General features: G+C 48.1%; 10 protein-coding genes. 2 read left to right on the forward strand and 8 right to left on the reverse strand.

Annotated elements, in window-relative coordinates:
• Positions 1-28: 28 nt before the first annotated feature.
• From GJB61_RS07610 to GJB61_RS07630, 5 genes are all read right to left on the reverse strand, one after another.
• Complete coding sequence (locus GJB61_RS07610; protein ID WP_154117864.1) at positions 29-910, reverse strand: carbohydrate ABC transporter permease; 882 nt, start codon at positions 908-910, stop codon at positions 29-31.
• 214 nt (positions 911-1,124) lie between these two features.
• Positions 1,125-2,435, reverse strand: coding sequence for an ABC transporter substrate-binding protein (locus GJB61_RS07615; protein ID WP_154117865.1), 1,311 nt, complete (start codon positions 2,433-2,435; stop codon positions 1,125-1,127).
• Between the two features lie 164 nt (positions 2,436-2,599).
• The gene (locus tag GJB61_RS07620) at positions 2,600-3,415 is read right to left on the reverse strand and encodes a response regulator transcription factor (protein WP_154117866.1); all 816 of its coding nucleotides are present in this window, start codon (positions 3,413-3,415) and stop codon (positions 2,600-2,602) included.
• 11 nt (positions 3,416-3,426) lie between these two features.
• A complete protein-coding gene (locus tag GJB61_RS07625; protein WP_154117867.1) occupies positions 3,427-5,208 on the reverse strand; it encodes a sensor histidine kinase in 1,782 nt (593 codons plus the stop codon).
• 147 nt (positions 5,209-5,355) lie between these two features.
• Positions 5,356-6,123 carry a helix-turn-helix domain-containing protein gene (locus GJB61_RS07630; protein ID WP_154117868.1) on the reverse strand — a complete coding sequence of 256 codons (768 nt, stop codon included), beginning with the start codon at positions 6,121-6,123 and terminating at the stop codon, positions 5,356-5,358.
• A 127-nt stretch (positions 6,124-6,250) separates the two neighbouring features.
• On the opposite strand from GJB61_RS07630, the gene GJB61_RS07635 reads away from it, so the two are divergent.
• A complete protein-coding gene (locus GJB61_RS07635) occupies positions 6,251-8,506 on the forward strand; it encodes an FAD-dependent oxidoreductase (protein ID WP_154117869.1) in 2,256 nt (751 codons plus the stop codon).
• 78 nt (positions 8,507-8,584) lie between these two features.
• On the opposite strand, the gene GJB61_RS07640 is transcribed toward GJB61_RS07635, so the two are convergent.
• Both GJB61_RS07640 and GJB61_RS07645 read right to left on the reverse strand, forming a co-directional pair.
• Positions 8,585-10,030, reverse strand: coding sequence for a DEAD/DEAH box helicase (locus GJB61_RS07640; protein ID WP_154117870.1), 1,446 nt, complete (start codon positions 10,028-10,030; stop codon positions 8,585-8,587).
• 86 nt (positions 10,031-10,116) lie between these two features.
• Positions 10,117-10,770, reverse strand: a complete 654-nt coding sequence (locus GJB61_RS07645) for an HD domain-containing protein (RefSeq protein ID WP_154117871.1) — start codon at positions 10,768-10,770, stop codon at positions 10,117-10,119.
• 163 nt (positions 10,771-10,933) lie between these two features.
• Between GJB61_RS07645 and GJB61_RS07650 the strand changes: the two genes are divergently transcribed.
• The gene (locus GJB61_RS07650) at positions 10,934-11,332 is read left to right on the forward strand and encodes a GNAT family N-acetyltransferase (RefSeq protein ID WP_154117872.1); all 399 of its coding nucleotides are present in this window, start codon (positions 10,934-10,936) and stop codon (positions 11,330-11,332) included.
• An 86-nt stretch (positions 11,333-11,418) separates the two neighbouring features.
• Here GJB61_RS07650 and GJB61_RS07655 read toward each other — a convergent pair whose 3' ends face one another.
• The gene (locus GJB61_RS07655) at positions 11,419-13,041 is read right to left on the reverse strand and encodes a response regulator transcription factor (protein ID WP_154117873.1); all 1,623 of its coding nucleotides are present in this window, start codon (positions 13,039-13,041) and stop codon (positions 11,419-11,421) included.
• Positions 13,042-13,173: the final 132 nt, after the last annotated feature.

Genomic DNA, 13,173 nt, shown 5'->3' on the forward strand with positions numbered 1-13,173 from the left:
TATTTACTCTCTCCATTGCTATTCCTCCTCAATAATGAACCCAGCGTTTTTGTCCGAGCCACTGGAGCACGGTAAAGATCATGATAATCACGAACAGTGCCCAGGAAATCGCTGCGGCATAACCCATTTCGTAATAGCGGAAGGCATTCTGATAAATAAACAGTGACAGTACCGTGGTACTGTTCCCAGGTCCGCCTTGGGTAATGGCCTGAATGATTCCGAAGTTCTTGATCGTCATAATCAGACCGGTGATCAGCAGCAGGAAGGTTGTCGGGCTCACTAATGGCCACATGATCCGCCGGATAATCTGCCACGGCCGGGCACCGTCAATTTTGGCCGCTTCCATCAGCTCTTCTGGAATTTCCTGCAGGGCAGCCAAGTAGATGATCATATTGTAGCCGAGCATAAACCAGACCCAGATGATGTCAATGGCATACATGGACGATCCCGTAGTAGACAGCCAGCCGGGCGGATGTGCAATCCCAATCCCTTTCAGGAAGCCGTTAATGGGACCGGAAGAGGGCTGAAACAACAGCATCCAGACAAAGGCAACTGCAACCCCACTGGTTATATAGGGCATGAAGTAAAGCGCCCGCAGGGTTTTTTGAAAATAAACGGATTTGTTCAGCGCCACAGCCACAATAAAGGACAGGACGATGGATATCGGAACGGCCAGGAGAAATACAAATGTATTCTTCAGCGCCACATAAAACAGCTCATCTCCAAGCATCCTTCTGATATTGGCCAGCCCGATAAAGTGCGTCTCTGGACTCATAAACTTGTAATCGGTGAACATCAGATAAAAAGAATAGGCCGCCGGTATAATAAAAAACAGCAATACCCCGAGCATATTTGGTCCGATAAAAATATATCCCAACCTACTCTGCCTTTTCATCCATGATTTGTTCATTGTTCCCCCACTCCTTATATGTGTGATCTCGCATTAAGCATAACAAGAGCACCTGTGTCTTATAAGGAACATAACCGCTGACCTGATATCACATAAATACACATTTTCGGCAGAGGGTTTATAGTGGAACAAGCGCAGAAATGTTCTATCGCCCGCCCCCCATAAGAAAAAACAGCCGCCCCCAATTGGGGACGACTGTGCTTAGGCATATAGATTACTTGCCTTGAAGCTTCAGGAAATCATTATGACGCTTCACCATATTCTGTACCGTTTCGGCTGCGGTCTGATTCCCAAGGAAGTATTTCTCGTATTCCTGAGCGCGCATATCAACTATTTCTTGAGCTATTCCACGTACAAAGGTTGGTGTCTTATCATTGTAGAGTACGAACTCCAATGATTCCTTATCATAAGAATCCGCATGATCACCCAGCAGATGATCAATAGCGGTCTGCTGATCGACTGCATTCGAAGAAGGTAGACGACCTCCGGCTGCCATCGGAAGCATACCTCCGTCAGCGTACCATTTCAGAAACTCCCAGGCGGCATCCTTATTCTTTGATTTTGAATTAATGGAGATAAAGTCACCCAAGCCGCCGCTCTTCACGAAATCTGCTTCATTCCCGGTCAATCTCGGCACAGGTGCAAAAGCGATCTGAAAGTCACGCGGGAATTCTGTTGTATTGTTGGAGCTGCGAATCAGCCACTCTCCGATGTTGATCATCGCCGATTCACCGCCGAGGAACATATTTTCCACTGGCATTTTCGAGGTTAATTGCTCACCCAGCGGTGGCGTGGTTAGATCGTCCTTCATCATGCCATTCAGGGTTTCCAGCCATTGGGTCACTAACGGATCATCCATATTAGAGGTGCCATCTGCCTTTACATAACCATCCTTGACCAAGACGGAATCCAGGGGATCGACCAGTGAGGCGGTGTGCTGCACCAGACCGTATTTAAAGCCCTCCGCTTTAAGCTTTACCGCGTATTCTCTTGCTTCATCCCAGGTCCAGGCCGTAGGAATAGCTAAGCCTGCTTTATCCAGTGCTTCTTTATTAAGCGCAAAGAAAAATGAATTCTTCTTGGTCGGCATGCCATAGTATTTATCATCAACTTTCCAAGAAGCCGCGTCCGCGCCCATTTTCTCGTCAATATTGTAGTCCGTATATCCACTAAGATCGAGCGCAATGTTGCCCTTTACACGCTTATCCAGATTAGTCAGTGTGTAGTTGACATACAGATCGACGTTTTGTCCTGTAGAGAGCGCGGTATCCAGCTTCAGATTGCCGTCATCATCATTCACAAACCGCACATATTCTACCTGAATATCAGGATGTGCTGTGTTCCAGGTATCCACGACCTCCTGCGGACCATTCTCCGGCGGCACGGCACCCCACATCGTAAGCTTCACCGGCCCACTGTTCGATCCTTCTCCACCGTTTGCCTTATTGTTGCCTCCGCATCCGCTTAACACACCGAGCATCAGCACACACACTGTTAGTACGGTCAACCATTTTTTATTTCTCATAGCTCCTGCGACCTCCCTGATTTGAAGTGGATTGTACTTCCCTTACATCGTAGCAGGGATACCGCATTCATTTTAAGCAACAAATCCACCTTCCTTAGTGAACAAATATACGGAATTTGCTGCTCGCAGGACGATGTTCAGGCACACACTTTTCTTCTACTCTACTAGGGTCGGTGGCGATACTGACTTGGTGTGCAGCCCGTCCAGCGCTTGAATATTTTGATGAAATAATTATCATTGGCAAAGCCTACTCTGTGTCCAACCTCGTGTATCGGCAAATCCGTTTCCCGCAAATACGTCGCCGCCTTCTCCATTCGCACGCCATGTAAATAATGGATTAAGGTATGCCCTGTTTTCTTTTTGAAAAGAGCACTCACATAATTCTCCCCCATCATCACGTAGCGGGACATGAATTTGACGGAGATATCCTGGTCGTAATTCTGGCCGATGTATTCGATGATTTTATTAATCTCAGGATGGGTAACAACTGGCTCACCCACCGGCTCCAGCAGGGATTGAAAACCGGAAGTTGCGACAACCGCAACCTCATCATCTACCGGTACAATCTCCTCTGTCACCGAATTCACGACTGGCTGGGCACTCGCATCCAGTTCGGAGCTGACTTTGCGCAGCGTATCCCGCAATGAATTCACGCTCATAGACAGCTTCAGAATATAATTGGAGGCTCCATATTCCATCGCTTGACGAACATATTCGAACTCACTCATACAGGTCAGCATAATAAATTTGGTATTCATTCCTGCTTGCCTGGTTTGCTTCAGCAGCTCGATTCCATTCATCCCGGGCATCACTATGTCTGCAAGCACCAGATCTGGAGAGAGCCTTGTGATCATTTCCAGTGCTTCCGTACCGTTGCCGGACTCACCGATCACGGTGAAGCCCAACTCCTCCCAGGAAATGATCTCTTTCACGGACTCTCTTACGAATACTTCATCCTCCACTAGCAGTACGCTCCACATGGCTTACCCCCTTAATCTTCCGTTAGCTGTCCCTGCTTATAGGGCGTTGATAATAAAAAGGGAATACTGAACCGGATCAATGTACCCGGTGTAAGGCTGATGATCGTAAGCTCGCTTTGCCCCTTGAACAGCAAGCGCAGACGTTCCTTGAGATTGGACAGCCCAATCCCCGGTCTGCTGCGTGTGAGCTGTATTCGCCGCGATTCTTCCATTCCAATCCCGTTATCCTCTACCTCCAGTGTAAGTTGCCCTTTATCATTCTTATAGATTCCAATGCGGATCATCCCCCGCTCGGTAAGCTGCCCAACGCCATGGCGGATCGCGTTCTCTACCAGTGGCTGTAGACTGAGCTTCGGCACTAACGCATACTCCAGTTCATCAGCAAACTCACAAGTTACTTCGAAGCTGTCGCGATAACGGATACGTTGAATATGCAGATAAGCCTGCACCAGCTCAATCTCGTCTTTCAAATATACCAACTCCACCTGTGCATTCAGGCTGACCTCCAGCAGCTTACCTAGGGAGACGCACATCTCGGAAATCTCTTCATTCCCACTGCGAATGGCACTCCACTTCATCGTATTTAAAGTATTCAGCAGAAAGTGCGGATTCATCTGAGCCAGCAGCATATGGAAGTGGACAGCCTCCTTTTGCCGTTCCTCGGCCTTCAACTGCGCAATCAACTTATTCGTATCATCGAGCATCGTGTTAAAGGTTCGGGTCAGCTCCAGTACCTCACCGCGACTTTTCCCTTCGGGAATGCGGATCTTCAGATTTTTGCGAACGACATCCTTCATCTTGTTCTGTAAATGGGACAAAGGTCGGGTAAAGGTGGCCGAGATCATAAACGCCATCAGTACAAACGCAGCAGTGAAGCCAAAAAAAGTCAGAAAATAGCGCTGCTTAAGTCCCGATATTTCATTAAAAAGCACAGAAAGTGGAATGCGGTTTACCATATACCAGTCCAAGGATTCAATATAAACATAATTGACCAGCGTGCCTGATCCTTCATCAGTCAGATAAGCCTGAGTAGGGTTCTGGGCAATTTTCCGGGTGATTTCCAGAGAAAGAGCAGCATCCTTGGAGGAACGGGCTACCGTTTCACCCTTGCCTGTAATCAGAAAATATTCTTGGTTACTTAGTGAGGCCTTCAAAACCGACTGGAACCAGAAGGAATAGTCAATGCTGATTCTAGCCAACCCATAAGGCTTGCCACTGCTATCTTTCATATAAGCGTAGAGCGACAGCAGATAGGGGCTTGCAGAAACCTCCCGCAGCACATTGTTCTCGTCTCTGGAGTCCCACTGGTAAAATAGCTCATCATTGCTAAGATGCTGACGAAAGCGTTCCCTGTAAGGAGCATACGCCAAGGCTTTTTTAGGCAAATATGAGGTGTATACGCTCTCATGGAAGTCCACCAATGTAAAATACACAGACGGATTATATAGAAAAAAGCTATTATTGAGCATTTTAAATTTCTCTTCAATCAACGATTTATTCTCCAAAGTAGTCTGACTCTTAGGTGAAGTCAATACTTTGCGGACCACCGAATCCTGCTCCAGAAAGATCAGTGTCTTAAAGGCAATACTCATCTGATCCTCCAGCGTTCCGTACATCTGCACCAGCTGCTCATGACTCTGCTGGCTGATTTTTTCCTCGACCAGAGATTCGATCTGCCTGTAATTATATACATTCAGCACACTGAAGGGCAGCAGAATGAGAATAAGGAAGGCTCCGAACAGCCTGTATCTCAGCTTTTGCGGTAAAAAGGTTTTCCAGTCCGGCTTCTTCATTCTAAGTCAGCTCTCCCCACTCGTTAGTGCCCCAATTATATCATCAGCTCCATCAACCCAGCCGAAATTACCTGAAATTGCATTGTTTTGTTGCATCACACGCCGCAGAACATGCTTGGCATACACAGATTTGTTCTATCTATGCCGCTAAACACGATGCCGCTTTCTATATTCCGTGGGGCTCATTCCTACTGTCTTCGAAAACACCCGGCTGAGATAAAACCCATTCTCATAGCCGCATCTTTCGGCAATCTGAGTCAAGTTCAGTTCACTATCATGGAGCAGATTCTTGGCTCTTTTTAAGCGAATCGACTTTAAATACTGGGAGGGCGTCTCCTGAAAAGCTGCCTGAAAACGGCGGGTCAGCTGTACCGGGCTTAAAGCCAGACTGCGGGCGATGTCCTGCAGGCTTAGCGACGTTCCGGCATGCTGTTCTAGCAGTGCTGCAGCCTCCGCCATCAGGGCGTCTTCGGTGAATTTCTGTTCTCTTACAACCTCCATCCTGTTCTCTAATTGATGCAGCAGCCAAAGATCCGCGATAAGATGTGTTTTCCAGTCCTGTACAAGATGGCCACTATCCTCGCTGGATTGGCGTAAATAGGCATAATTGGAGCTCAGACGTTTACTATCATTGATATGAAACTTGCCTGCTGGCGGCATCAGTCTTAGCATCTCTTCCTCACTACAGTTGAACTGAATATAATGAAAGGTTAGCGGCGTAACCGTTTTTCTATAAAAGGTGACTCCGGGAGGGCAGACCACAAGATCCCCAAAGCTTGCGCTGCCGTTATGCTGTCCAATCTCATACTTGAAAACGCCCTCCTCTACGGCAAAGGCTACCCACGAATCATAACAATCACTAGAGAGTGCGAACTGTCCCTTCTGCTTCCAGTAGATATGGTTCAAGAGCTCCATAAAATCCCTCTCTCTGAAATAAAGTATATGGATAATGATATATTAGTGCATTTTAAAAGTAAATAAACAGCGTCAATATGAAATTATAGATATGTTTTTCTAATCCTATACAAAGAGGTGCGAAATCATGAAACAGGAGTTTGTCCACAACGACATCACAGTTATCGGCGGCGGCTTGGCCGGGGTCTGTGCAGCGATAGCTGCAGCAAGACTGGGGCAACAGGTGGCACTCGTGCAGAACCGCCCCGTGTTAGGCGGTAATTCCAGCAGTGAAGTCCGCGTCTGGGTCTGCGGCGCAACCGCACACGGAACCAACCGTTATGCCCGAGAAACCGGGATTATGGGCGAATTGTTCGTCGAGAATCAGTACCGCAATCCTGAAGGGAATCCCTATCTCTGGGATCTGGTCGTGCTTGAGGCTATTAAAGCCGAATCCAACATTACTTTATATCTGAACACGGATGTCCACGAGGTTGAAGCAGAGGGGAACGAGACGGACCGGAAGATTACTTCAGTGACCGGCTGGATGATGGGCTCGGAGCGAAGAATCCGCTTCGAGAGCAGTATCTACCTCGACTGCACAGGAGACGGATTAATCGGATTTCTGGCCGGAGCCCAATTTGCCTTGGGACGGGAAGCCCGCAGCGAGTACGGGGAGGAATGGGCTCCGGAGATAGCTGACAATATTACGCTGGGCAGTACGATCCTGTTCTATACCAAGGATGCCGGAATGCCTGTAAGCTTCGTTCCCCCTTTCTTTGCCAAAAATATCGCCGACACCTCCATCCCCATCCGCCGTGTCATTAAGAGCGGTGACTCCGGTTGCCATTACTGGTGGATTGAATGGGGTGGTGAGCATGATGCCGTGCACGATAACGAGCTGATCCGCGATGAGCTATGGTCCGTCATCTACGGGATCTGGGATTATATCAAAAATTCCGGCAAGTTTGCGGCGGACAATATGACCTTGGAATGGGTGGGCTCCCAACCCGGCAAACGGGAATATCGACGTTTTACCGGTGACTATGTGCTGAACCAGAATGATATCATCGAGCAGCGCGATTTCGCCGATGCCGTAGCTTTCGGCGGCTGGTCGATCGATTTGCACCCGCCACAGGGTATGTATGCTGAAGCCAGCGGCTCCAAGCATATGCACGCTGACGGAGTGTATCATGTCCCGTTCCGTTCCCTGTATTCTGCGAATGTAAACAACCTGCTGATGGCCGGACGGGATATAAGCGCCTCGCACGTTGCCTTTGGGACAACGCGCGTAATGGCGACCTGCGCAGTGATTGGTGAAGCTGCCGGAACCGGTGCCGCACTAAGTGCCAGCAAGGGCATTTCTCCGCGCCAGCTTCATGACCACCATCTTGCTGAACTAAAACAAACACTGCTGAAACAGGATGCTTCCATTATCGGACTGCGAAACAGCGATGAGCTGGATTTGGCTCGCAAAGCTAAGGTAACAGCCTCCAGCACACTGTCCGTCATCGAAATCAACCAGCCTGGCGCAACCTTCCCTTTGATTCAGGACGCCGCTCTCCTGCTGCCTGTTGATCCGGGATTATCCGGATTCCAGTTGCTCCTGGATATCAAGCAACAGACTGAAATCACTGTAGAGCTGTGGGATACCGGACGCAAGGAAAACTATGTACCACACACACAGGTAGCCACTGCAACAACCCGTGCAGAAGCAGGCCAACAGCAGTGGGTATCCTTTGATCTGGAATGGCATCCGCTGGAACCGCAGAATGCTTTTATTATCATTAGAGCCAACGCTGCAGTGAACCTCTATCATTCTGAGGAGCCGCTGAACGGTGTGCTTATCTTCTTCAAGAACGACCAGGCCCATGTCTCCAAGGACCTTGAGGATCACTCAACGGATCAGCTGGTTGTCCTCTGGAAAATGCAGAACAAAGCGCGCCAGCCCTTCTGCTGCCGGCTTAACTCTGCAACAGCTGCATTCGCGGCACATAACGTTATTAACGGATATCACCGCCCGTTCGGCGGACCGCAAGCGTGGCTGTCACAGCCTATGACAGATGAAGTGCCAGAATGGCTTCAACTCCAGTGGGAGCAGGAGCAGTCCTTGACTGAAATTCATCTGACCTTCAATGATGATGTTAATGAGGATCTGGTGAATCTGCATCATCACCGCACCCCATTCGCTATTATCCCAGAGCTGGTGCGCAATTACAGAGTCGAGGCCCGCACAGCAGACGGGGAATGGAACGTAGTCCTTAGAGGTACCGATAACCATAAACGTAAATGTGTGCATCGGCTGCCCCAGCCTATCCAGACCGATTGTCTCAAGGTTGTCATAGAGTCCACTAATGGCAGCCGCCATGCGGAGTTGATGGAAATTAGAGCTTACGGGAATTAATTGTGCTCAAACAAAAAGCTATCGGATCGTCCTAAAATGGACGTTGCGATAGCTTTATTTCATCATTCGTAAAACATTCTATTTATTCGCGATATGCACCTTCAGCAGCTTGCCCTTCACGGTGGTATCTTTCATCGCTTGCAGCACCAGTTGGCCTTTGCCGTTCAGGATGTCCACATAAGATACGTTATCCTGAATCGTGATAATGCCGATATCCTCGACAGTCATTCCTTCAAGCTTAGCCAGTGTGCCGACAAAATCAACCGCTCTGAGCTTCTTTTTCTTGCCGCCATTGAAGTACAGCTTCATGATCGCTTCGTTCAGATCCTCGCTTTTGTTCTTCTTCTGGACAGGCTTTTTGTTGATCTTCTGCTCGAAGGCATCCTTCGCAAAGGCTACAGCAGCATCGGACGGTGCTTTCATGATCGGCAGACTGAAACCGATAAAGCTTTCGATTTCTCTAACCCATTTGTGCTCATTTGGCGTAGCAAAAGTGATCGCTTTGCCAGTTTTACCCGCACGTGCGGTTCTGCCGGTACGATGCACATAACTTTCTTTTTCCAGCGGGATATCATAATTAATGACATGGGTGATATTCTCAATATCAATGCCTCGGGCCGCTACATCGGTGGCGATCAGATAACGGAACTGCCCTCTCTTGAAAGCATTCATGACCTCAAAGCGCTCATCCTGCATCATGCCCCCGTGGATTTTGTCACACGGATATTCCAGATCGGCCAGCCCTCTGAACAACGCATCTACCTGATCTTGCGTCCGGCAAAATATAATACAGCTATCCGGATTCTCCACAGTGATGATATCACTAAGCAGTGAGAATTTGGCAGCTTGTACCACTTCAATCAAGGCATGTTCAATCGTTGCAGTGGTAATTCCACTCGCCTCAATTTCGATATCTACAGGTTCGCTCATATATTTGCGGCACAGGTTCTTCACGACCTCCGGCAATGTAGCGGAGAACAGCATAGTTACACGGTCCTTAGGCAGCAGCTTAATGATTTTCTCTACCTGTTCGATAAAGCCCATGTTCAGCATTTCGTCGGCTTCATCAATAACCAGATATTTAATCCGGTTTAGGGGCAACGAGCCACGTTCAATATGATCAAATACACGTCCGGGTGTACCCACGACAACATGCGTCTTTTGCGTCATTTCGGCTTTCTGTGGTGCAAAGGGCTGTTTGCCGAACAGGGCAACCGCCTTGATCCGTTTGAAGCGACCAATATTGGTGATATCCTCTTTTACCTGTGCGGCAAGTTCCCGTGTCGGGGTGAGGATCAAGGCCTGCGGCTTATTCTCCGCCCAATCCACCAATTCGCACACTGGAATGCCGAATGCGGCGGTCTTACCGCTGCCGGTCTGTGACTTCACAATTAGATCCTGCTGCCGCAGGGCTACAGGGATCACCTTGCTCTGAACCTCAGTCGGTGTTTCATATTTCAGAACATCCAACGCTTTGATAATTTCCTCATTTAATTCATAATCTTTAAACTGCAATTCACTCATATCTCAACCTCTTCTATGCTTATCGTTCTTGGTTAAAGCGGAAGCTCCGCGTTCCTTCGATCATGTGCATATTATTATTATAACAGTTAATGACTCCCTTGATTCCATTCCTTATAGAACTGTTCGAGAAAGTTCAACATAAAATCATGCCGTTCTTCCGCTAATTTCCGTCCATAGGCCGTATTCATCAGGAATTTCAACTTCAGCATCTTCTCATAAAAATGATTAATGGCGCTGCCCTTCGAATAATCTCTATATTCCTTCTGCAAAGATTCCTCTCGTGGAGCCAGGTCAGGGTCATACATCGGACGTCCCTTCGCTCCTGAAAAAACAAAAGTTCTAGCAATACCAATCGCTCCGAGCGCATCCAGTCGATCGGCGTCCTGCACCACTTGGCCTTCGATGGAGGTCATCGGTGAGCCACTGCCGCCACTGTAGGACATAGTTTCAATGATACTCATCACATGGTCGATAATCCCCTTATCCGTAAGGTGATCGGTGAGCCAGGTTTGTACCTTTTGCAGTCCGGCTTCTTTGGACGTATTGAGCTTCTCATCGGCAACATCGTGCAGCAAGGCCGCCAAGTTGCATATAAAAGCATCTGCCCCCTCTATCTCTGCAATAGCACAGGCCGTATTACGGACCCGGTCTGTGTGCCACCAGTCGTGGCCGGTGGTATCTTGTCTAAGCTGTTCTTTAGCATAGGATTCGGTCTCAGCAATAATTTGCGGTTGGTTCATGGTCGTCAGGCTCCCTTTTACATTCTCTATAATGCAATCATACTGAAACAACATCAGCATCACAAGTTAGAGTAGTTCTGGACCAAGTAAATAAACGTAAATTGGCTCTGTTCATTAGGTGTTTTTTTCTGCATAATGAGCAAAACCCTTTAGGAGCGTACTCATGACAATCACCTACAAAATCAATGCCCCGCTTAATGCAGCCGAACTAGCAGATGTATTCACCAGTTCCGGTATCAATCGTCCAGTTATGGACTTGGATCGTCTGCAAAGAATGATTGAGTACGCTGATATATTGGTTTCCGCATGGGATGGAGAACAGCCGGTGGGTATTGCCCGGGCAATTACCGATTACGTCTTTTGTAGTTATTTATCGGATCTGGCGGTACGCAGAGAATATCAGAAACAAGGGATCGGCAAAGAACTGATAAATGTCCTGCGGAGGCATTTGGGTGAAGAGATTATGCTCCTGCTGCTAGCAGCTCCGTCAGCGATGGAGTATTATCCACAGCTTGGATTCGAGAAGCTAGTGAATGCTTTCCTGATCCCCCGCAGTAAATAGAGCTTCAAGGCTCTACAACAAAGGCTGCTCCTCCGGCGATTAAATTCATCCGGCAGAGCAGCCTTTGTCACTGATTGAGGTTGTACTCACAGCCCTTGCTTCTTCAAAATACTCTCCCTGTACTCCTTGGGACTTTTGCCGCAATAGTTTTTGAAGGAGGTACTGAAATAGCTGGTACTGGAATAACCGACGAGCATGGCGATATCGCTCTGCTTGAGCTCGCTTTCCTGCAGGAGCTGTTCAGCCTTGGTAATTCTTAGTCTAGTCACATAATCACTGAACGTGATTCCCACATGCTGCTTGAACAGTCCAGACAGGTAGGTCTCATTCAGATGAAACCTATCTGCAAGGAAAGAGAGCGTTAGCTCATAGCTGAAATTCTCTTCAACATATTGTCTGACTGCCTCAACTATATGCTGTCCATTGGAAAAGCGTGTTGTCTTCACTTCCTCCATCACGAGCTGCGCCAGCTCTTCAATCAGTCCCAGCATCCCTTCACGAGATTGATAGTCGGAAATGGTCATTTGACAATTCCACAAATATTTCTGCAGTGCGGAGCCAGCCCATTCGAATTTTGTGACGATGGAGCTGAACAATAACAGCATTCGCAGCGCCAGAAAGGTAAAAGCCAACATCGGAGTATCTCTATTTCCGGTAAAAATAACATCAAGCTGGCTGCGGAAGGTGTTCCTATCCAGGTTCTCAATTGCTTGTACCAGCTTGCGTTCTGCCTCTGGAGAGAACACAAGCGCCAACTCCCGGACCTGGTTCTGGTCGACACTCTCTATCTTGTCGACTGTACTTTGGCTCCATGACAGCATACAAGATGCATAAGCATTCTTCAGCCGCTTTAGTCCCTTCATTTCTCCCCCAATCCCCGCTACACTTTCCAGCTTCAGATAGCTGCTAATCTTCCGCTTCAGCTCTTGTACGAAACGTTCCGCTTTACCGTGATGCTCCGCCCCTTTCTTCACGATGAGCAGAAAATACATCATGGAGGAATTGCTCATATCTCTAAATGGGTATAGACCTTTCCACTGGGCTGCTGTCTCACGACATAACCTTTGATAGGCCAAATTCAACAGGTCCCGGCGCTCCTGCCAGTCTATCATCCGCCCCTCTGGAATTTTCATTTCCATAGCCACGAACTGCATCACCAAATTATCGGCCGTAAGCGGTGTCAGCTGGAGCTGCTGCAATCTTTTTTTCACAACTGCCACGCTGTACCATTCATCCTTCACCATTTGTAACAAATAATTCTCCTGCAGCAGGCAAAGCTGCTCGTTCTTCCGCAGTAAATCCAGCTGAGAGGCTTTTATATGCTCAGGCTCTGCCTTAATATCTTCCCCTAGCTTGCCAAGCAGCTCGTTCAGTTCACCGCGGGCTACAGGCTTAAGCAAATAATCCTTCACCCCAAGCTGAATTGCCGCCTTTAGATAGTCAAAGTCAGAATATCCCGACAATACAACAAACCGCAGAAACGGATACTTCTGCTTGCAGGTTCTAATAAATTCAACACCCTCCATCAGTGGCATACGGATGTCGGAGATAACTACCTGTGGCAATGGGCCACGTTTCAGCAGCTTCAGCGCCTCACTTCCGCTTGCGGCCTCCGATACAATGGTAAAGCCGGCAGACTCCCAGTCTATCTTAGTCTTAATACTATTACGTTCGCCCTTCTCGGCATCTACAAGCATTATTTCAAACATCAATTCACCCCTTGATCATTGGCGCGTTCCCGTTCCTTACCTAGCAGTATGATCCAAAAGCTGCAAAAAGAGACGACAATCAGCACCAGCAACTATAATAGAAAGAAACATTACTATTCAGGGGGATATTCA

This window comes from Paenibacillus monticola (assembly GCF_009664975.1).
In the GTDB taxonomy this organism is placed as follows: domain Bacteria; phylum Bacillota; class Bacilli; order Paenibacillales; family Paenibacillaceae; genus Paenibacillus_AQ; species Paenibacillus_AQ monticola.